Origin of the sequence: Rahnella bonaserana, from assembly GCF_019049675.1 — a bacterium.
Lineage (GTDB): Bacteria > Pseudomonadota > Gammaproteobacteria > Enterobacterales > Enterobacteriaceae > Rahnella > Rahnella bonaserana.
Genome location: NZ_JAFMOW010000062.1, coordinates 137,619 through 158,736 on the forward strand (window position 1 = coordinate 137,619; position 21,118 = coordinate 158,736).

The 21,118-nt window shown below is 53.2% G+C and carries 19 protein-coding genes; 7 read left to right on the forward strand and 12 right to left on the reverse strand.

What is annotated here, in order from left to right; genetic code table 11:
- The first annotated feature begins 32 nt into the window (after positions 1-32).
- The 5 genes from prfA (at position 33) to kdsA (ending at position 4,193) form a co-directional block, all read left to right on the forward strand.
- On the forward strand, positions 33-1,130 hold the full coding sequence (prfA, locus tag J1778_RS12145; protein WP_129638275.1) for a peptide chain release factor 1: 1,098 nt from the start codon (positions 33-35) through the stop codon (positions 1,128-1,130).
- Positions 1,130-1,963: a peptide chain release factor N(5)-glutamine methyltransferase gene (gene prmC, locus J1778_RS12150; protein ID WP_217173377.1), complete on the forward strand. Its 834-nt coding sequence runs from the start codon at positions 1,130-1,132 to the stop codon at positions 1,961-1,963. Before prfA ends, prmC begins: the two co-directional genes overlap by 1 nt.
- Positions 1,964-2,042: 79 nt before the next feature.
- Entirely contained in the window at positions 2,043-2,432 is a 390-nt protein-coding gene (locus J1778_RS12155; protein ID WP_217173378.1) for a SirB2 family protein, read from the forward strand.
- 2 nt (positions 2,433-2,434) lie between these two features.
- Entirely contained in the window at positions 2,435-3,244 is an 810-nt protein-coding gene (sirB1, locus tag J1778_RS12160; protein ID WP_217173379.1) for an invasion regulator SirB1, read from the forward strand.
- 94 nt (positions 3,245-3,338) lie between these two features.
- The gene (gene kdsA / locus J1778_RS12165; RefSeq protein ID WP_217173380.1) at positions 3,339-4,193 is read left to right on the forward strand and encodes a 3-deoxy-8-phosphooctulonate synthase; all 855 of its coding nucleotides are present in this window, start codon (positions 3,339-3,341) and stop codon (positions 4,191-4,193) included.
- Between the two features lie 50 nt (positions 4,194-4,243).
- Here the strand turns inward: kdsA and dauA are convergent, their stop codons facing one another.
- Complete coding sequence (gene dauA, locus J1778_RS12170) at positions 4,244-5,923, reverse strand: C4-dicarboxylic acid transporter DauA (RefSeq protein WP_217173381.1); 1,680 nt, start codon at positions 5,921-5,923, stop codon at positions 4,244-4,246.
- A 272-nt stretch (positions 5,924-6,195) separates the two neighbouring features.
- On the opposite strand from dauA, the gene J1778_RS12175 reads away from it, so the two are divergent.
- Complete coding sequence (locus tag J1778_RS12175) at positions 6,196-7,302, forward strand: GGDEF domain-containing protein (RefSeq protein ID WP_217173382.1); 1,107 nt, start codon at positions 6,196-6,198, stop codon at positions 7,300-7,302.
- A gap of 75 nt (positions 7,303-7,377) precedes the next feature.
- On the opposite strand, the gene J1778_RS12180 is transcribed toward J1778_RS12175, so the two are convergent.
- The 10 genes from J1778_RS12180 to J1778_RS12225 all read right to left on the reverse strand — a co-directional run bounded on the left by J1778_RS12180 (position 7,378) and on the right by J1778_RS12225 (position 18,605).
- Entirely contained in the window at positions 7,378-8,697 is a 1,320-nt protein-coding gene (locus J1778_RS12180; RefSeq protein WP_217173383.1) for a cytochrome c, read from the reverse strand.
- A gap of 22 nt (positions 8,698-8,719) precedes the next feature.
- On the reverse strand, positions 8,720-10,324 hold the full coding sequence (locus tag J1778_RS12185) for a GMC family oxidoreductase (protein ID WP_217173384.1): 1,605 nt from the start codon (positions 10,322-10,324) through the stop codon (positions 8,720-8,722).
- Positions 10,317-10,886, reverse strand: a complete 570-nt coding sequence (locus tag J1778_RS12190) for a sorbitol dehydrogenase family protein (protein ID WP_217173385.1) — start codon at positions 10,884-10,886, stop codon at positions 10,317-10,319. Before J1778_RS12190 ends, J1778_RS12185 begins: the two co-directional genes overlap by 8 nt.
- A gap of 78 nt (positions 10,887-10,964) precedes the next feature.
- Complete coding sequence (locus tag J1778_RS12195; protein WP_217173386.1) at positions 10,965-11,441, reverse strand: GlcG/HbpS family heme-binding protein; 477 nt, start codon at positions 11,439-11,441, stop codon at positions 10,965-10,967.
- Between the two features lie 390 nt (positions 11,442-11,831).
- On the reverse strand, positions 11,832-13,379 hold the full coding sequence (locus tag J1778_RS12200) for a serine hydrolase domain-containing protein (RefSeq protein WP_217173387.1): 1,548 nt from the start codon (positions 13,377-13,379) through the stop codon (positions 11,832-11,834).
- An 85-nt stretch (positions 13,380-13,464) separates the two neighbouring features.
- On the reverse strand, positions 13,465-14,250 hold the full coding sequence (locus J1778_RS12205) for an ABC transporter ATP-binding protein (protein WP_217173388.1): 786 nt from the start codon (positions 14,248-14,250) through the stop codon (positions 13,465-13,467).
- On the reverse strand, positions 14,247-15,077 hold the full coding sequence (locus J1778_RS12210; protein ID WP_217173389.1) for an ABC transporter ATP-binding protein: 831 nt from the start codon (positions 15,075-15,077) through the stop codon (positions 14,247-14,249). The genes J1778_RS12205 and J1778_RS12210 overlap by 4 nt, the downstream gene beginning before the upstream one ends.
- On the reverse strand, positions 15,077-16,003 hold the full coding sequence (locus J1778_RS12215) for an ABC transporter permease (protein WP_217173390.1): 927 nt from the start codon (positions 16,001-16,003) through the stop codon (positions 15,077-15,079). The genes J1778_RS12210 and J1778_RS12215 overlap by 1 nt, the downstream gene beginning before the upstream one ends.
- Entirely contained in the window at positions 16,000-17,013 is a 1,014-nt protein-coding gene (locus tag J1778_RS12220) for an ABC transporter permease (RefSeq protein WP_112288693.1), read from the reverse strand. The genes J1778_RS12215 and J1778_RS12220 overlap by 4 nt, the downstream gene beginning before the upstream one ends.
- On the reverse strand, positions 17,010-18,605 hold the full coding sequence (locus J1778_RS12225) for an ABC transporter substrate-binding protein (RefSeq protein ID WP_217173391.1): 1,596 nt from the start codon (positions 18,603-18,605) through the stop codon (positions 17,010-17,012). Before J1778_RS12225 ends, J1778_RS12220 begins: the two co-directional genes overlap by 4 nt.
- 250 nt (positions 18,606-18,855) lie before the next feature.
- Here J1778_RS12225 and J1778_RS12230 point away from each other — a divergent pair, with 250 nt between their 5' ends.
- Entirely contained in the window at positions 18,856-19,968 is a 1,113-nt protein-coding gene (locus J1778_RS12230) for a dipeptidase (protein WP_217173392.1), read from the forward strand.
- Between the two features lie 74 nt (positions 19,969-20,042).
- Here J1778_RS12230 and ydgH read toward each other — a convergent pair whose 3' ends face one another.
- Positions 20,043-20,996, reverse strand: coding sequence for a DUF1471 family protein YdgH (gene ydgH, locus J1778_RS12235; RefSeq protein ID WP_132964074.1), 954 nt, complete (start codon positions 20,994-20,996; stop codon positions 20,043-20,045).
- Positions 20,997-21,118 lie beyond the last annotated feature (122 nt).

Below are 21,118 nucleotides of genomic sequence, written 5' to 3' on the forward strand. Positions count from 1 at the left end.
TTCTCCTTTTCTCACAGGGTTAAACACCACGCATGAAGCCTTCTATTGTTGCCAAACTGGAAGCGTTACAAGAGCGCCACGAAGAAGTGCAGGCGATGCTTGGCGATGCCAGCGTCATTGCCGATCAGGATAAATTCCGCAGTCTTTCCCGCGAATATTCACAGTTAACGGCTGTTTCTGAATGTTTTCTGGCCTGGCGTAAGGCACAGGAGGATTTAGAAACCGCTGAGATGATGCTCAACGATCCTGCTCTTAATGATAAAGAAATGCGCGAAATGGCGCAGGATGAGATCAAAGAGTGCAAAGCCAATATCGAAGAACTCGAAGAAAAATTACAGCTTCTGTTACTGCCAAAAGATCCGGACGATGAACGCGGATGTTTCCTCGAGATTCGTGCGGGAACCGGCGGTGATGAAGCGGCTATTTTCGCCGGTGACTTGTTCCGTATGTACAGCCGTTACGCCGAAATGCGTCGCTGGCGTGTAGAAATCGTGAGCGCCAGCGAAGGCGAACACGGCGGTTATAAAGAAGTGATCGCCAAAATCAGCGGCGAGGGCGCTTACGGTCAGTTTAAATTTGAATCAGGTGGTCACCGTGTGCAGCGAGTACCGGAAACCGAATCTCAGGGGCGTATTCATACCTCAGCCTGTACCGTGGCGGTGTTGCCTGAAATTCCTGAAGCCGAACTACCGGAAATCAACGCCGGTGATTTGCGTATCGATACGTTCCGCTCGTCGGGCGCGGGCGGTCAGCACGTTAACACCACTGACTCGGCTATCCGTATTACGCATATTCCAACCGGTATCGTGGTGGAATGTCAGGACGAACGTTCACAGCACAAAAACAAAGCCAAAGCGATGTCTGTGCTGGGGGCGCGGATCCGTGCTGCTGAAATGGCAAAACGTCAGGCTGAAGAGTCTTCGACACGCCGTAACCTGCTTGGCAGCGGCGATCGTTCAGACCGTAACCGCACCTACAACTTCCCGCAGGGTCGCGTAACTGATCACCGCATCAACCTGACTATTTATCGTCTGGATGAAGTGATGGAAGGTAAACTGGACAGTCTGATCCAGCCGATCGTGCAGGAGTATCAGGCCGATCAGCTCGCCGCGCTTTCAGAGCAGGATTGATGGATTTTCAGTCCTGGCTGCGTGACGCCACCGGTCGGCTTGCCGCGGGTGAAAGCCCGAAGCGCGATGCTGAAATCCTGCTCGGCTTTGTGACTGGCCGGGCAAGAACCTTTATCATGGCTTTTGGCGAAACGCAGCTTTCCGCTGAACAGCTTCAACAGCTCGAAACCCTGCTGGCGCGACGTGAGCAGGGTGAGCCGGTTGCTTATCTGACGGGGGAGCGCGAATTCTGGTCGCTGCCTCTCTCTGTTTCTCCTGCCACATTAATCCCGCGCCCTGATACTGAATGTCTGGTCGAACAGGCGCTTGAACGCCTGCCGGCTGAACCCGTCAGTATCCTCGACCTGGGGACCGGCACTGGTGCTGTCGCGCTGGCTTTAGCCAGTGAACGGTCAGACTGCCAGGTCACTGGCATTGACCTGCAACCCGAGGCGGTCAGCCTCGCAAAACACAATGCGCAGAAGCTGAATATCCTGAATGTGCAGTTTTTGCAGGGCAGTTGGTTTACGCCGGTTGCCGGAAAACGCTTTGCGTTGATTGCCAGTAATCCCCCTTATATTGATGCCACAGACTCACACCTGTTTCAGGGAGATGTGCGTTTTGAGCCCGCCAGCGCACTGGTGGCAGATAATGCCGGTCTGGCTGATCTCGCGCATATTATTGCCGCTGCACCCGCGTATCTTCAGAAGGGCGGCTGGTTATTGCTTGAGCATGGCTGGCAACAGGCGGCGCAGGTGCAAACGCTTTTCCAGGATGTCGGTTATCAGCAGGTAGCGACCGTAAAAGATTACGGCGGTAACGATCGCGTCAGCCTTGGACAATGGCCGCTGTAACTGAAATCAACAATTTCTAAGAATATTACTCTTTAAGAACGTCATTCTTTAAGAAAATCAAACACAAAGGAAACAGACAATGGCGTATGTCTGGATTAAAAATCTGCATTTGCTGACAATCACGCTGAGCATTGCGCTATTTGTCCTGCGATTTTTTTGGAAATGGGCGGGTTCTGCTATCATGCAGAAACGTTGGGTGAAGGTTGTTCCACATATTGTGGATACTTTACTGCTATTAAGTGGTATTTCGCTTATCTTCATCACACACTTTTATCCGTTCAGCCCACAGGGAACCTGGCTGACCGAAAAGATTTTTGGCGTTATTATCTATATTGCGTTGGGTTTTGTAGCCCTGAGCAAGCGACCAGTGAGTCAGAAAACCCGCTGGCTGGCCTTTATCCTGGCGCTTGCTTGCCTGTATGTGATTCTTAAACTGGCGCTGACGAAAATACCGCTGCTAATGGGATAACTATGAGTACCCTTGCTGATTTTGAATTTAACAACGCCCGGCTCAGTGCCGGGGTGATCAAAGTAACAGAATCCGTGCGTTTTGATTTTAATGCGGACGACGTTCGCCATCAGTTGCAATTGCTGGTTGATGAAGCGCGCAGCGTCGTTCCTGTGGATCTTGATCAGGATCAGCAGCTCGAAGTGTTGATTGAACTGTTTTATCGTACCTGGGGTTTTGGTGGCGCGGGGGGCGTTTATCGCCTGTCTGACGCTATCTGGATAGACAAAGTGTTGTCATCCCGCCAGGGAACCCCGGTTTCGCTGGGGGTGATTTTCCTGCATATTGCGCATGAACTTGATCTGCCGCTGATGCCGGTCATTTTCCCGACACAACTTATCCTGCGTGCCGACTGGCTCGATGAAGAGATGTGGCTTCTCAATCCTATCAACGGCGACACGCTCAATGAACATATGCTCAATGTGTGGCTGAAAGGCAATCTGGGCGTGACCGCGGAAATCGAAGATGATGATCTCGATGAAGCAGAAAATACGCTGATTGTGCGTAAAATGCTCGACACTCTGAAAGCCGCGCTGATGGAAGAAAAACAGTTTGAACTGGCTCTTCGTGCCAGTGAAACCGTATTACAGTTCGACCCGGAAGACCCGTATGAAATCCGTGACCGCGGGCTGATTTACGCCCAGCTGGAATGTGATCACGTGGCGATTAACGATCTTAACTATTTCGTTGAGCAGTGCCCGGAAGACCCGATTTCAGAAGTGATTAAAGTGCAAATCCACTCGATTGAGCACAAGCAAGTGACACTACATTAATTGATAATTACCTCTCGTTCCATCTGATAAATGTTGATAAAACAGCCGGTTATGGCAGCTTCAGATGAAGGATTTTTTACTAAAAGGCCAAAGTATGAAACATAAAGTGGTTAGCATTCAGGACATCAAAGTCGCCAACGATCTGCCGTTTGTGTTGTTCGGTGGGATGAACGTGCTGGAATCTCGCGATATGGCGATGCGCGTTTGTGAACATTACGTCACCGTGACCCAGAAACTCGGTATTCCTTACGTGTTTAAAGCGTCTTTCGATAAAGCCAACCGCTCATCTATTCATTCTTACCGCGGTCCGGGCCTGGATGAAGGCATGAAAATCTTCCAGGAACTGAAAAAAGCTTTCGGTGTAAAAATCATCACTGATGTTCACGAATCCTGGCAGGCACAGCCTGTTTCTGAAGTGGTTGATGTGATCCAGCTGCCAGCGTTCCTGGCGCGTCAGACTGATCTGGTTGAAGCCATGGCGAAAACCGGTGCTGTCATTAACGTGAAAAAACCCCAATTCGTTAGCCCGGGTCAGATGGGTAACATCGTTGATAAATTCAAAGAGGGCGGCAACGATCAGGTTATCCTGTGCGATCGCGGCAGCAACTTTGGTTACGACAACCTGGTGGTCGACATGCTGGGTATGAACGTGATGATCAATGCGACTGGCGGTCATCCGGTCATCTTCGACGTGACCCACGCACTGCAAACCCGTGACCCGTTTGGCGCAGCATCAGGCGGTCGTCGTGCTCAGGTGGCAGAACTGGCACGCGCCGGTATGGCGGTCGGTATTGCTGGCCTGTTCATCGAAGCACACGAAGATCCGGCTCACGCAAAATGCGACGGTCCTTCGGCATTGCCGCTGGATAAACTGGAGCCATTCCTGGTGCAGATGAAAGCTATCGACGATCTGGTGAAAAGCTTCCCGCCACTCGATACCAGCAAATAATCTGCCTCAGCCAGATAAAACAAAGGCGACCTTCGGGTCGCCTTTTTCGTTTAGTGGTGATGGTGAAGGGCATCCTGCAGAGAACTGTAGAAACCCAGTTTTCCTTCCACTGGATGCATTCTGGCGCGGGCCATAGTTTTCAGTGGCTGGAAGGGGATCTCAGCAATCCGCAGTTCGGTTCCTTCCGGCAGGGCATTGATATAGTGCTGCAAAGCATTAACGCCACCGGCATCGAGCACGGCCACACGATCCCACAGCAATACAATGATTTTCTTACCGGAACTGCGTACCTGTAATTCACTGAACAGGCGCTCAGCCGCAGCAAAGAACAGCGGACCGTTGATACGCAGAACCAGCGTATCTTCCGCAACTTCACCAGGGACTTCCGTCAGGCGGGTCAGCTTTGCTATCCGTCGCATAAACAGTAATGACGCCATCACGATACCGGCGGTAATGGCGATCACCATATCAAACAGTACCGTCAGGCTCATGCAGGTCAGCATCACCAGAATGTCGTCTTTCGGCGCGCGGCGCAGAATATCCACGACTTTATGTGCCTCGCTCATATTCCACGCCACCATCAAAAGCAGCGCAGCCATTGCTGCAAGCGGTAACCATGAAAGCAGCGGTGCGAGAATAAGCAGGGCGAGGATCACCAGCAACGAGTGGATCACCGCAGAAACCGGCGATGTCGCACCGGCACGGACGTTAGCTGCGGAACGGGCAATGGCCGCCGTGGCGGTGATGCCGCCAAAGAAAGGGCTGACCATATTGCCAATACCCTGACCGATCAGCTCATTGTCCGAATGGTGTTTCTTGCCGGTCATACCATCGAGAACCACGGCGCACAGCAACGATTCAATTGCGCCCAGCATCGCCATAGAAAACGCGGCGGGCAGCAGCGCTTGTACCAGAGACCAGCTCAGTCCGCTGCCGTCGGGTTGTGTCCACGGCAGGGCGAACTGCGGCAAAATAGGCGGAATGCCGTTACCTTGCGAACCATCCGGTAAAAGGAAATGAAAGCGAGAACCGATGGTCGCGACCGGATGTCCGGCCTGCATGAAAATAGCCATTACCGCGCAACCGGCCAGCAGCGCCGGAAGATGGCCGGGAATGCGCAATCCCAGTTTCGGCCAGAGGATTAAGACCCCGAGCGTCACAATGCCAATCGCCGCATCGCCAATATCCAGCGTCGGCAATGCCATCGCCAGCGCCGCCACTTTACTCAGATAATGCTCGGGAACGCTGGCCATCGACAGCCCGAAGAAGTCTTTAAGCTGCATCGTACCGATGGTAATCGCAATGCCGGAGGTAAACCCGAGCGTGACGGGCAACGGAATATATTCAATCAGTCTGCCAAAACGCGCCAGTCCCATCAGCAGCAACATAAAGCCGGACATCAGTGTCGCCAGCAACAGGCCGGATAACCCGAATTGCTGTGAAACGGGATAGAGGATCACCACAAATGCCGCGGTCGGTCCTGAAACGCTAAAGCGAGAGCCGCCGAAAATAGCGATAATTATCCCGGCAACCGCCGAGGTATAAAGCCCGTATTGCGGCGGCACGCCGCTGCCAATGGCCAGTGCCATCGCAAGGGGGATCGCGATAATTCCGACGGTTACGCCAGCAATGGCGTCTTTTAGTAAACGTTGAAAGGTATATTTTTCACGAAAACAGGCGTCGGTCAGAGCACTGAAAAGTCTGATACGGCGACTTCCTGAGATATTCATAGGGCGTAAACCACCTGGGGAGAAGAATTGATAATAACCCGGTATTCCGTCACCGGAAAAGTCATAGCCTACGCCGGTCTGACTCAGGTTACGTAGATATAAATCAAGACTCGATAACACTTTCCTGCGTAGTCTTCGTTTTATTGTAATGGGTGGCAATGTGATATGCCGCCAGTTATTTCACATACGGATACGACGAAGGCATTCATCATCTATATTTATGTTAATACCCGTGAATCGACAGGTAATAGCGTAAGAGGACGCATTTAATTATGCCGGATATATTTTCGCTGACCAGCCTGTATGCGGATATTTGTGTCACGTACGCCACGCTCTCGATCAGCTTTTTTGTCCTCAGCCGCAGTGAACCTTTCACATTTAAAGGCTCGTACTGGAAACGGATCGTGTTCGGCCTGGTGGCGGGCATTACGTCGCTCTATTTACGGGGCAACCAGCTGGCGCTGACGGACAGCCTTTATTTTAGTTTTGAAATGTTGCCGATGATTTTAGTGACTTTTTTCGGCGGCTGGCTGAGTGGGTTATGCAGTTATGTGGTGGCATTTTTCTTCAGTGGTATGTTCACACTCAATAATCTTTTTATCGCAATAATCCTCGGCACCCTGTTTTTATTCCGTGTCTGGCAACGGCGGAAACACCGTGAACTTTACATTACCATTGTACTGGTCGGTATTTTTCGTCTGGCGCTGGTTTCAGGATTACATGGCATTAAGGTCCCGTGGACGCAGCTGATTTTTTATCAGATGGTTGCCGCTTTCTGCATGATTCTCTGCTATCACGCGCTGAATTATAAAGAAATCTACATGAGTAAAGTGTTCACCATCCGTGTGAAGGCAGCGACTGATGAACTGACGCAAATTAATAACCGGGCCAGTATTGATTACTGGCTGGCGCAACGGCAAATACAGCGGGAAGCCTGCGGCTTAATTCTGCTCGATATTGATAACTTCAAACGGGTGAATGACAGCCTCGGGCATCTGGCGGGCGATCGGGTGTTAATTGAAGTAGGACGTTTATTACGCCATCTGACGCGTAATGAAGACTTCGCCGGGCGTTACGGCGGTGAGGAGTTTCTGGTCATGACGTCGGCGTATGACCCGCCGACACTGATATCTATTGCGGAACGCATTCGCCAGGAAGTCGAAAACTGCCTGATCATTCTTGAAGATGGCAGGGAACTTAAAGTGACGGTATCACTAGGAATTTCACTGTATTTGCCTGGAATGATTATCCGCAAGTCGCTGAAACTGGCCGATTTGTCTTTATATGAGGCGAAACGGCAGGGTAAAAACCGTGCGGTGGCCAGTTCAATCCTGACACTGGCGACGCTTGGTTCAAGACGGCATTCGCATAAGCCTTAGCCTTCAGGAAATGCGATTTCCATAAACGTAAAAAGGAGCTTCGGCAGCTCCTTTTGTCGGTTGCACGACCCTAAATTACTTCTGTGTGCCTTCTTCGATTTTCGGCGGATACGTCAGGTCAGCCGCTTTACGGATTTTTGCGACGTCTTTGGCGGTGACGGTCGCCGCTGCCGGATTACCGAATTGTGTGCTGACATAATTACTCAGCGTCGCAATTTGCTCGTCATTCAGCTGATTGGCAAATGACGGCATAATGATTTCGCCTTTATCCATATGACGCTGCACGCCGTTAAGGATCACCGAAACCTGATTCCGGTTATCGTAAGAACCGGTGCTGGTGTGGCTGAACAGCGACGGATACGCGTGGAATCCCTTGCCGCTGCCTTCGCCACCTTTACCGTGACAGGCGGCGCAGCTGGCATTAAACAGCGCTGCGGCAGACTGGTCGATTGTCTGACCTTCGGCACGCAACGGATAAACGTCCTCAGTCTGCTGACCCCACTCATCGCGAGGTTTGGTTTGCTTGTCATCAGCAATCGCCGGAACTGAACGGATATAGGTGGCAATCGCGTTCAGGTCGCTGTCTGTGAGGTGTTGCAGACTGTGCTCGATGGCTTCGGACATCGCACCGGAAGCTGACGCTTTGCCCGCCACAAAACCGGTTTTCAGGTAAGTCACCAGTTCCTGTTGCGACCAGGTACCGATCCCGGCGTTTTTGTCTGGCGTGATGTTAAAGGCCACCCACGAGCCTAAATCACCGCCGGAAAACGCTTTGTCGGTATCCATACCCATCGTCAGCGTACGTGGCGTATGGCAGGTGCCGCAGTGTTCTAGCGCTTCCACCAGATACGCGCCACGGTTCCAGTCCGCTGATTTGGACGGATCGTTTTTCAGTTCGCCTTTGTCGAAGTTAAACATCTTCCACACACGCATGCCCCAGCGCTGGTTAAACGGGAAGGACAAGTCCGTTTGCGGTCCGGCAGAATGTACCGCAGGTTGCGACATCAGATAGGCTTTGATCGCCAGAACGTCTTCGCGTTTCATTTTGGTGAAAGAATCGTAAGGCATCGCCGGATACAACTGTTGTCCGTCTTTGCCGACACCTTCACGCACCGCGCGCACGAACTCATCGTCACTCCAGCTGCCGATACCAAATTCTTTATCAGAAGAAATATTGGTGCCGTAAATCACCCCGAAAGGGGATGCCAGCGGATAACCACCGCCGAACCTGGCGGTTTTATCCGCGCCCGGCGCGGTGTGGCAGGCGGTGCAGTCACCAGCAATTGCCAGATATTCACCGCGTTTAACCATGTCCGCGTTGCCTGTTGCATCATCAGCCCAGACGCCGGCCGCTGCCATTAATGGCAGAGCTGCCAGCACGAATTTCATTTTCATTGCTCAATCCTCAGAAAATCCATCAGGCCAGGCTTTTCAGCACTGCGTCAGCCATACGTAACGCCAGTGCCGTTCCGGACAGCGTGGAGTTCACCGTCGAAGCAGAAGGCATAATGCCGGTACCGGCGATAAACAGGTTCGGGTGGTCATGGGTACGGCAATTTCCATCCACCACCGAATCTTTCGGGTCGCTGCCCATGATCATGGTGCCGGTAATATGCTGGTTGTTGTCGTAAACGCCACGCTTGCTGTACACCACTTCGGTGCCGCCCATCTCTTTGACGATTTTCTGGAAGTCGAGCATCGACTGATCATATCCGCGGTGAACGTAGTCCGGGAATTTGTAGTGAACTTCCAGACGCGGGATCCCCCATTCGTCCTTCTCGGATTTGCTCAGTACTACGCGGTTTTCAGGCTCCGGCAGCATTTCCAACAGGCATTTCAGCTGAATGAAGCGCTCAGACTGATAGGTCAGTTTGTCGTTCAGCGCTTTGCCGTAATAACCCTGACGCACGAGGCGCTCGGTCAGATAACGTACCGGCGAGGTATTGGCGACATCGATACGCAGCGCAGAACGATCGCGGCGGAAATCGCCATCACGCAGGTTGTTGATACTGCCCGGACGCATCGGGCCGCGCCCGAAATACACCGGCTCATCGGCATAGAATTCAACGGAAGTGCCAGGGTGATCCATCAGATTGCGACCGACCATGCCGGAGCTGTTTGCGATGCCGTCCGGGTATTTGTCACTGGTGGACATCAGCAGCAGTTTCGGGCTTTCGATGCCGTTGGCGGTCAGCACGAAGCGTTTACCGGTAACTTTGTGCGTGACTTTGTCGGCATCGAGATAATGCACGGCCACGATTTCGCCACTGTCATTAGCCTCGATTTTGTATACCACGGCGTTGGCAATGACGCGCACACCGGCTTCAATGGCTTTGCGCGCGGAAATCCCGCCGTGATACTGCGCGTCAATCGGGCAGACCGGCATACAGTTGTTGTTGCCACAGCAGGCAGGGCGGCCATCGTAAGGGATACTGTTGCGCGCCTGCGGACCAATACCCAGTATGTAACCGAGTTTGGCGATGCGTTTACTGATGCGGTCGAACCCGTAAGGAAGCGGGATACCCGGCAGCGGATAAGGCTGCGAGCGCGGGGAGTCCAGCGCGTCATCACCCGAAACCCCCATCTGAATTTCTGCTTCGGTGTAATACGGTTCCAGATCTTCATAGCTGATCGGCCAGTCGCGACCGACGCCATACAGCGTTTTGATCTTCATATCGTTTGGCAGCAAACGGAACGCCTGTCCCGCCCAGTGCCAGGTCGTACCGCCAACACCGCGCAGATATTGCGCAGCATAGAGATCCGGGCCTTTCTGGATCAGATAGTTGTTATCTTTTGGCTGGAACTTCGGTTGCGGTGCCCAGGGTTTCGGCGGATACGGCTCGGTGAAATCCCCTTTCAGCGGCGACTGACGGAACAGTTCTACCGCTTCATCGCGTTTGATCACCGGTCCTGAATCGAGCATCAGCACGGAAACACCGGCTTTCGCCATTTTCAGCGCAGCGAGCGAACCGGCGATACCCGCACCAATAACAACGACATCTGCATTCAGTGCATCAGCCATGAGCAATTACCTCTGTGGAATTTTGTTGCAGTTCAGCAGGCTTGTTGACCCAGAAATTCGGTTCGCCCGGCGCATAACTTGGCGGAAGCAGGTTATTTTTCAGCAGCTGATAGCTGACGATATTTTCGAATCCGATACATTTCTGACTGCCGGGCTGACCGACCACACCGAGATACCACCCGCTGACCAGTTGCTGATACAGCTGCGCCAGCTCTGCTGGTTGTGCGGCCAGCAGCTGATGCAAATCATCACCGACAACATTGCTGTGCGTGGTGATCAGCGCCGAAAGCGCTTCCAGCTGCGTATCAAGCTGCGCATTACCTGATGACTGATGCAGCCAGCTGTAGAGCGCCTGACCGAGGTGCGGTTCGGGTGTGTCCATGCCGGTAAGCTGTTTAGAAAGCGCCATAAAACTGTCCGGCATTGTCACGGCGGAGGCCAGCGGTGGCGCGGCGTGGGCGAGGGTGGTAAATACGCCACCGCCCAGCATCTGGCTACCGATACCCGCAACCATGACGCCCGCAGTGCCGAGAATCCACCGGCGACGAGAGAGATTGATCATGCTGAAAGTCCGTAAATGTTCCGTATAAAACGGCCACGGGCGTGGCCGTCAACAAGAAGGAGTGATTAAAAGTGCCTGTTATTTCAGGACGCTGGCCGCTTTTTCTGATGACTGATTATCGATGTCCTGCTTCGGTGTGCTGACACCGACGGCACCGACCACTTCGCCGTCAATGGTCAGCGGGAAGCCGCCACCCAGTGCCACCGCGTGCGGGATGGCCAGTACGGTCGTTTCGCCGCCTTGCAGGCGTTGCATGAATTTCAGCGAAGGGGCGTGATACAGCGCTGAAGTGCGTGCTTTACCGATGGAGGCTTCGACGCATCCGGCAGGAGAGCCGTCAAGACGCTGGAATGCCAGTAATGAACCAGACGCATCAACAACAGCAACACAACCGGTGCTGTGTTGCTCAGCGATGGTTGCTTTAACACTGTCGATGACTTTTGCAGCCTGCGCGTTATCGAGCTGAGGATACCCGGCGGCGAAAGCGGAAGTGGCGGAGAATAATAAAGCGGAAGCACAAATTACAGCACGTGCTGTGTGTTTATTAACAGACATAGACTCATCCCTTGTAGCGGTAGCAAAACATTGCTTAAAAAAGATCTGGAAAAATAATTGCATTAAATCAATATCTTTAAAATTCAGTGGCATCATGAGCTGAACACTTGATGTGTTTCTTAATGCCATGCAGATGAAGCGGGCATTGAATTTTGTTTCCCGGATGTTAATTCAATTAACATCCGGGAAAAAGTGACGGTTGCGTGTGGCAACTAATTTTCAGGAGGTTTTGTGAGGGTGTTTTCGGCAAAACGGGCTGGCAGGCCTTGTTAAATAAGGACTGAACATTTTGTGCGGTTATGTACCAGATGATCCGTTTGTATTAATGAAATGTGATGAAGTTAACAAAAAAAGCCTCCGCAAAGGGAGGCTTTAAAAACCGGCGCGGGATTAACGTTCAGACTGCCAGCTGCTGCGGCATTCGTCGCGGCGGAAGCTCAGAACACGGCTGCGGTTTGAAACGAGTTTGACGTTGTAACCCTGGAAGTAAAGACAGAAGGTTTTCTGCCACGGTCCGTCGGGTAATTCCACCAGCAAACGTCCAGCCCCCAGCGAGGTTAACTGACCGCTGGCGCGCTGTGTGCCAACGCCAGTCCGCAGTTTGTCGCCGTCGATATCAAAGGCGGCTTTTGACTCCGGATGATACCAGCGCCCCTGAACCATTTTCAGGCAGTTATTAGGTTCAATTGGCCGGAAGTAACGTGGTGCGTGGCCAATTTCTCCTTCAATGGCATGACCATTCCAGCGTAAGCGCATGGGCATATGCGCCGAAAGCGTAATGGCCTCACCGGTATCCTCGCCCTGATACAAATTATCGGCGGAACCCAGATAGCTGGCGGTGCCATTGCTGACTTTCAGCCAGTAAGGATCTGCAATGCTGGAATACAAACCATCAGGCAGGGCGTAACTGCGGGCGGGAAGCGGTGTCGCCAGTAACGCAGACATGACTTCCAGTGCGTGCGTATACGCGGTGGTATCTTCGCGGTTGGATACCAGCGCGATACCGGCGTCCAGTTCAGGGTGAAGCAGGAAATAGGTTTTGTATCCAGCATGGGAACCGCCATGCCCGTAAACCGTATGTTCACCGATTTGCGACGACGTGGTTCCCAGTCCGTAGGCGGAAGGGATATTGCCGTGAAGATGACGTTGCGCGGTCAGTGCTTTCAGCACGCCTGCACCCGGACCGCTGTCGGCCAGCAGGCTTTGCAGCCAGACGGAAAGCGACCGTACACTGCCGGTCAGACTGCCGGAAGCCGAAAGATGTAAACCGGCGACCGCCGTTTTCCAGCCGCTAGTGTCCTGCCAGTAACCGGGTACCAGATCGGGCACAATATCAAACCAGGTTTCCGGTGCACGGAATGCAATATCCAGAGGCTGTGCGATGTGTTCCGTCAGCAGATCTTCAAACAAAATCCCTTTTTGCCTGAGAATTTCCTCCACCAGCCGGTAACCGGTATTGCTGTATGAAATCTCCGTACCGGCGGGGAAGTTCAGCGCACCGTCCTGCGCCAGAAACGCCATAATCGCCTTGGCGTCGCTGACGTTATAAACCGAAATCCCCAGCAGGGAGAGCGTTTCGCGCACGTCGGGTAAACCGCCGGTCATGTCCAGTGCCTGACCGATCGTTACTTCTGACATCGGTGGCTTCAGGTCAGGCAGATACTGCCCGAGGCGGTCTTCTGTTGACAGCCCGGCATCACTTTTCATTAAGGCCAGTGCCGCGAAAATATGCTTGGTGACGGATGCATAGCGCACCACGGAATCAATGCTGAACGGCTCTGATGTCGTCAGATTAGCCAGACCGCCGGTGGCGAAACCGCGTAATGTTTTGCTGTCGAAAAGAGTGATTGCCCCGCCGGGCTCACCGGGCTTATCCCAGTTTTTAGTAATGCGTTTTGCTGTCGCCTCAGCGGCTTGCCACTGTAAATCAGATGTCATTAGAATCTCCACAGACTGTCTATCAGTGAATAAGAGGGCAGCCGGACTGCCCGCGAGACCGGAATAATGTCCGTTTATGCAACGGCTATTCAGGCTCCTCTAAACTGAGACTTAACGATCGAAGTTCTGCTGTATGCGGATGGGTGACGTTGCCCGTCCGTAAATCGTCTGCGCTCAGAAGTTCGACCATTTCACCACCAATCATTACGCCAATGCTGGTGCAAAGATGCGTTACTACGGCCAGATTGTGGCTGACGAGAATATAAGTCAGTTTCCGCCGTTCACGCAGGTCGCTTAGCAGGTTGAGGATCTCCGCCTGTACCGACACATCCAGCGCGGAAGTGGGCTCATCGAGCAGTAAAATTTCCGGTTCTGAAATCATCGCCCGCGCAATGGCGACACGCTGACGCTGTCCGCCGGAAAGCTGATGCGGAAAACGAAAACGTACCGCCTGCGGCAGACCGACTTCAATAAGGGCATCGGTTATGCGCTTCTCGATGTTAAGAAAACCATGCACGATCAGCGGCTCACTGAGAATGCGGTCGATGGTCTGGCGAGGATGCAGCGAGCCGTAAGGATCCTGAAACACCATCTGCACGCGGCGAAAGAAGCGTTTCTGGCGTACCGGCAGCTGATCTTCACCGCCAATCACCATTTCTCCTGACCATGACTGATTCAGTCCGGCCAGCGCGCGTAAAATAGTGGATTTTCCCGAGCCACTTTCGCCGACAATCCCGAAGCATTCGCCCGGCGCAACACTGAAACTCACGCCTTTCACTACTTCAGTATCACCAAAAGCAATTCGCAGATTGTTCAGAATGATTTTGCTGTTATCTAAATCCTGATTGAAAAGAGGGGATTGGTCAGTCATGAGGTTTTCCATGCTTCGTCACGCACCAGCACCGGCAGCCTGTCGCGCGGATGTTTCAGCGACGGCAGACATTCCAGCAGCCCGCGGGTGTAAGGATGTTGCGCTTTCAGCAGGTCGCCAGCCTGCAGGGTTTCGACGATACGTCCTGCGTACATCACGGCCACGCGGTCGCAAAATTTGGACACCAGCGGCAAATCATGGCTGATCAGAATCAGCCCCATGCCGCGACTGGACACTAAGTCATCCAGCAGACGCAAAATCTCAGCCTGCACGGTGGCATCCAGCGCGCTGGTCGGTTCATCGGCAATCATCAGTTCCGGATCCGGTGCCAGCATCATGGCGATCATTACGCGCTGCCCCATGCCGCCGGACACTTCATGCGCATAACGTTCGGCGACTTTATGCGGGTCGCGGATACGCACCTGATCCAGCAGTTCTATGGCGGCGTTCATTGCCTGTTTTTTCGAACCGCCTTTATGCGTTTGCCAGGCTTCGGCGACCTGTTTGCCAATCGGCATGACCGGGTTCAGCGAGTATTTCGGATCCTGCAAAATGAATCCGACGCGTTTGCCGCGTATCTGGCGCATCTGCTTTTCACTGGCATTGCGCAGATCAATACCGTCGAAGGACAGGGTTTCGGCGCGACATTTTGCGCCCGAAGGCAGCAGGTTCATCAGGCAGCGCGCGGTCAGGGATTTCCCCGAACCGCTTTCGCCGACAATACCGAACTTTTCTTTACCCAGAGACAGGGACACACCGCGAACAGCGTCGAAACTGCCGCTGTTAGTCTGGAATGTGATATGCAGATCTTTGATATCAACCAGCATTATTTCTCCTTAGGATCGAGGACGTCGCGCAGACCGTCGCCGAGGAAGTTAAACGCCAGTGACGTGACAAAAATCGCAATGGCCGGGATCAGAGGCACCCACCATTCGCTGAACAGGAAACGGCGCGCAGTGGCAATCATCGCGCCCCATTCCGGCGACGGCGGTTGTGCGCCCATCCCCAGAAAACCGAGGCTTGCTGCGGTGATAATGATCGAACTCATATCCAGTGTGATGCGTACCACCAGACTGGGTACGCACAGCGGCATGATATGGCGCAGCACAATACGCGCCGGTGTTGCGCCGGTCAGACGGCAGGCGGCAATATAATCCGTGCCGCGAACCTGCATGGTCTCGGCGCGGGCGAGACGGGCATACGGCGGCCAGGCGGTAAGGGCGATCGCCAGAATGGCACTTTCGATACCGGGCCTGAGCGCCGCCACAAAGGCCAGAGCCAGGATCAGACGCGGGAACGCCAGGAAGATATCGGTTATGCGCATCAGAATACGGTCAAGCAATCCGCCCGCGTAACCGGCCACGCAGCCAATCAGCAGGCCGAGCGGGGCGACGATCGCTACCACGATAATCACCATCCCGAGCGTGATACGTCCGCCGTAAAGAATACGGCTCAGGGTATCGCGTCCCAGTTCGTCGGTCCCCAGCCAGTGCAGGGAAGACGGTTTCGCCAGACGGTGCGCCAGATCCTGCGCACCCGGATCGTAACTGGTCAGCCACGGCGCACAGAGGGAAATCAGCAAGACGATAAGCACGGTGAACAGGCCGGTGACGGCCAGCGGATTTTTGCGCAGACCAAGCCAGATGCGGTAACGACGCCCCCAGACGGCTTGTGTCCGGGTAAGCGGTGTATCTGCCAGCAGCCAGGCGCGGCTGCCTGCGCGGGGTTGAGGTGTGTCCGGAAGAGTGCTCATTTTACGCGGGGATCCAATAGTCGGTAGAGAAGGTCGGCCAGCAGGTTGAGCAGCACGTAAATCGCGCCAATAAGAAGCGTGGAGCCGATCACCGGGTTCATATCCGCATTCATCAGCGATACGGTGAGGTATTGCCCGAGGCCGGGCCAGGAGAAGACGTTTTCAGTGACCACGGCACCTTCCAGCAAACCGGCATACGTCAGTGCAAGAACCGTAATCAGCTGCACGCCAACGGTCGGGAAAGCATGTTTCCAGATCACGCGTTGCGCAGAAAGCCCCTTGGCGCGGGCCGTTATCACATATTCGCCCCCGAGTGCGTTGAGCATAAAAGTACGGGTCATGCGGGTGATGTAGGCCATGCTGAAATACGCGAGGATCAGCACCGGCTGGGCCATATGCGCGAGGGCATCCCAAAATGCGCCCATGTCACCGGCCAGCAGCGAATCCACGGTAAGCAAACCGGTGACCTGCGGGATCATATCCTGATAAATGATGTCCTGCCGCCCCGGCCCCGGCGCGATACCCAGCGCGGAGTAGAAAATCAGCAGACTAAGCAGCGCCAGCACAAACACCGGCAGGGAGTGACCGGCCAGACATACCACGCGGATAGTCTGATCAATCCAGCTGCCCTGACGCGTTGCCGCCCAGACACCCAGCGGAATGCCGACAATGGCCGCAATAATAATGGCCGCCGTCGCCAGTTCCAGGGTTGCCGGGAAAAAGCGTGCGATATCGGTAGTCACCAGATTGGAAGTCAGGGCAGAACGGCCTAAGTCCCCGTGAAATACCTGACTGAGATAGTGGAAGAACTGCATCCAGAGGGGCTGATCCAGCCCCATTTCATGACGAACCCGTTCGACGACTGCCTGCGGGGCGTTATCGCCAACCGCAGCCAGAACCGGGTCTGTCGGCATCACGCGACCAATGAAAAAAGTCACCACCGACAGACCAAACAAAGTAAGACAAACGCTGATGCAGGTACTCAGAAATCCTTTGAGTCTCTTGCTCACGCTTTAACAACCTTCTCGTAAGGGCTGGTGCTCATTACTGTTAATACCACGCCGGAAATCACGTTACGGCAGGCGGCGGTCATAGTGGGCTGCAACATGATGGCAAACGGGCTGTTTTCCATATGTCTGGTCTGCAACTCTTCATAGAGTTTGATGCGGGTGGCCGGATCAGACTCTTTCAGCGCTTTGGTGCTGAGATCTGAAATGTCTTTATCCTGCCAGCTGCAACGCCATGCCAGTGTGCGGCTCTTGGCTTTATCAGTGTTATCCGGATTGCTGCAAAAGGCCTCTGCGTTGGAGTTCGGGTCGAAGTAATCCGCACCCCATTGGGTCATCGCCAGTTGCTGCTGACGCGCACGCATTTTGGTCAACACCTGACGACTTTCAGCAGCCAGTAACGTGACTTTAATCCCGACGTCAGCGAGGTTCGACTGCAATGCCTGCACGATGTCAGAAGAAGGTGAGGCTGAGTAGTGATCGAGGGTGATTTCAAAACCATTCGGGAAACCGGCTTCTGCCAGCAGCGCTTTGGCTTTTGCCACATCACGTTTGTACATGATGGTATTCACCGCCGCCGGGAAACCTTCCGGCAGGAAGCTCTGATGGATTTTGTGGGTCAGCGGAACGATATGCTGCTGGATGTTTTCGTAATCGATGGCCCATTTGATCGCCTGCCAGACCTGCGGTTTGGCGAGATTCGGATGTGCGGTATTGGCTGACAGCATAAAGGTGCCGGCAATGCCTTTCTGTACCAGCGTGAAGTTCTTGTCCTTCATCAGCGGACGTAACTGTTCAGTGGTCAGGTTGCGGGCGATATCGATATCGCCTTTCTGTAACATCAGCAGCTGGGCAGAAGGGTCGATAATATGACGCATGATAATGCGCTGGATTTTGCCTGCGTGCGGGTTGTTTTTGTTGCTTTCCAGAATCACCGATTCGCTGACCTTCCAGTCGCGCAGCTTGAAGGCACCGGAACCGGCGCTGTTTTTCTTCAGCCATGCGTTACCCAGATCGTCACCCGCCTGATTCGCCAGGCAGGCAGATTTTTGCACGATGCTGCCCACGTTAGCTGTCAGGCAGTAAAGCAGGAAAGACTCAGAAGCCGGTTCAGTGGTCTGGATCACCAGCGTTTCGGCGTCCGGTGCGGTAATCAGACTGTCGACGTTATCTTTGGTATAGCCGAACTGGTTAATGATGTAAGCCGGGCTCTTATCGAGTTTCACCACACGCTGCAGTGAAAACGCTGCATCTTCTGCGGTCACCGGTTTTCCATCGGCCCATTTTGCTTTCGGATCGAGTTTGAACGTGAAGGTTTTTTTATCGTCGGAAGCGGTCCATGAAACCGCCAGATCGCCTTCGATTTCATCAGGGGAGGCCAGTTTTGGTTTCACCAGTTGCTGGTACATATTACCGGTAATTTCACTGCCCACGGACTCGAAACTTTCATGCGGATCAAGGCTGGTAATGATATCGAGCTGGATGGCCATCACCAGAATTGAGGCCGGTGTGGCAGCAAAAACAGCATCGAATTTCAGGTAGGAAAGAACAGGTATTGCGGAAAAACCGGTAACAAACTGACGCCTGGTAACCATAACTACTCCCATCGTGTTGATATATAAAAGTAAAATTAAAAATCACGTTGGCTCACCCTTGACTTAACTCCGGGCAACTGGCTTAAATGAAAAACCGTTGCTTTACACACCTCGACGTTTCATATCGAAAAAACTAATGTGAAGCGTACTGTGCTTGTTCTTTGCTGGTGCAATATCACGCGGTGAGTGCACCCTGGCTGAACAAATCTCCGTTGTCTTAGTCATGCTCAATCAAAGGTAGACCTTTTTTATGAATAACGTAGCGCACGGAACTGAAGAATTAATGCCGGTTTTTGATGGACATAACGATGTTTTGCTACAACTTTGGAACGAGCATCGTCAGGATCCTGCACATACATTCCTTCAGGGACCCGCCAGCGGACAATTAGACCTGCCGCGCTGTCGTGACGCAGGCTTTGCCGGCGGGCTTTTCGCCGCCTGGGTGCCTACTCCTGAAGTGGATCTAGCAAATAGCGTGCCTGATCGTACGGTGGATACCCGTTTTCTGCCGGAAGGTACTCAAAAACATCCTGATTTTTCCCCGACACCTTCTTTCGATTTTGCACGTGACGTCACATTTGGCATGATGGCATTCCTGCTCAGAATCGAAGAGAAGTCGCAGGGAAAGGTGAAAATTTGCCGTACCGCGCAGGAAATCAGACAGTCGATAGATAACCATGCATTAGCTGTGGTTATGCATATCGAAGGGGCGGAAGCCATAGATGAGGATTTGTATAATCTGGATGTGCTTTACAGCATGGGGCTGCGTTCTCTCGGGCCGGTCTGGAGTCGCCCGAACATTTTCGGCGAGGGTGTGCCATTCAAATTCCAAACGTCGCCGGACACCGGACCGGGGCTCACCGACGCGGGTATCCGGCTGATCAAAGCCTGTAACCAAAAACGCATCATGATTGATTTGTCGCATCTGAACGAAAAAGGCTTCTGGCAGGTGGCTGAACTGAGTGATTCGCCGCTGGTGGCCAGCCATTCTAATGCGTTCAGCATTTGCCCGATGTCGCGTAATCTCACTGACAATCAGCTTGGCGCAATCAAAGAGAGCAGCGGTTTTGTCGGGCTGAATTTTGCGGTGCCATTCCTGCGTGAAGACGGCAAACGCAGCGACGATACCGGTACAGACATCATGGTGCGTCATGTGGATTATCTGGTTAAACATCTGGGTGAGGATGGCGTGGGCTTCGGTTCGGATTTTGACGGGGCATCAATGGCACCCTTTATGAAGGACGTGCGAGGTTTGCCGGTGCTGGTTGAGGCACTGCGTAAAGCGGGGTATGGCCAGGCACTGCTGGAGAAAATCTGTTACAAGAACTGGATTAATGTGCTGGAACGTACCTGGGGGCAGTAAGCTGCGGGAAAAATGTTCGCGGCAAAAGAAAAGGCAGCCATTTCTGGCTGCCTTTTGCTGTTTCCGGCTCAGACTTATTTGAAGAAGTCTGCGCTGACGGTGAGGTTGCCACCGCTTTTATTCTGCCACTGACGGGTAATGTGGTAGAACTTGGCGCCTTTGGCAGCTGCACGGTTTGCCACTTCCTGTGAAACGTCCGTGGTGCTGTTGAAGTGACCGGTGAAGGTCGTGGAATCAAACGGCACCATCTGAGCAGCGGTCACGTCATTCACTTCCTGAATTTTCGCACCGTTGGTTGCTGTGACGGTGTAACGTTTACCGGTAGATGACTGCGTTTCGAAGAAGCGGCCTACTTCACGGCTCGGGCTGCCGGAAGAGGCCACGCCTGGGATCTCAACTTTCTTCGCTTCTGCGCCACCGGCTGCCAGTGCTGCACGACCTGCATCAGAATCAGCAGGAATAGCATCAGGAGACTGAACCACACGTTTTGGCGCATCTTTCTTATAAATAAACGCAGTGATGTACTGGTTGCCGCCGCTGTTGGCATCAATCTGGCGAACGATGAAGAAGGAGTAAGCCCCTTTATCTTTCGCTGCTTTTGTAATGGCATCGTTAACGTCTGGCTGGCTGCGATAGAAACCGCTGACAGTCACAGTATCAAAAGGCTCAAGTCCATAAGCGACGTCTTTCGGCAGCTCTACCACGCCATTAATGACGCGATAATGTGGATCATTGCTCACTTCTGGCGCATCTTTTTTATAGATATCTGCAACTACGCGCCAGTTACCGCTATTGTTAGTGCTGTTGGTATCTTGAATATAAAAATAATCTGCACCCAGCGTATCGGCACGGCGGGAGACGGCATCAGCCGCATCGCCCAGCGTGTTGAAACGCCCGGTAATAACAATGCGATCAAAAGGCTTAATGGCTGCAGCTTTCTGCGGGCTAATTTCCTGCGCGGCATGGGCAGCCGACAGCGCAGAAACAGAAAACAGGGCCGATGCGATGATCGTTTTTGTCAGCTTCATAAAAAATCCTTTCACCTTGCGCAGTAATGTTGAAACGTGCTGAATTCTTGATGTGTAACAGGTTAGCGGCCGATTATTGCATGTAACAATGCCGAGTGTCTCAGCAATTTATGGCAATAATG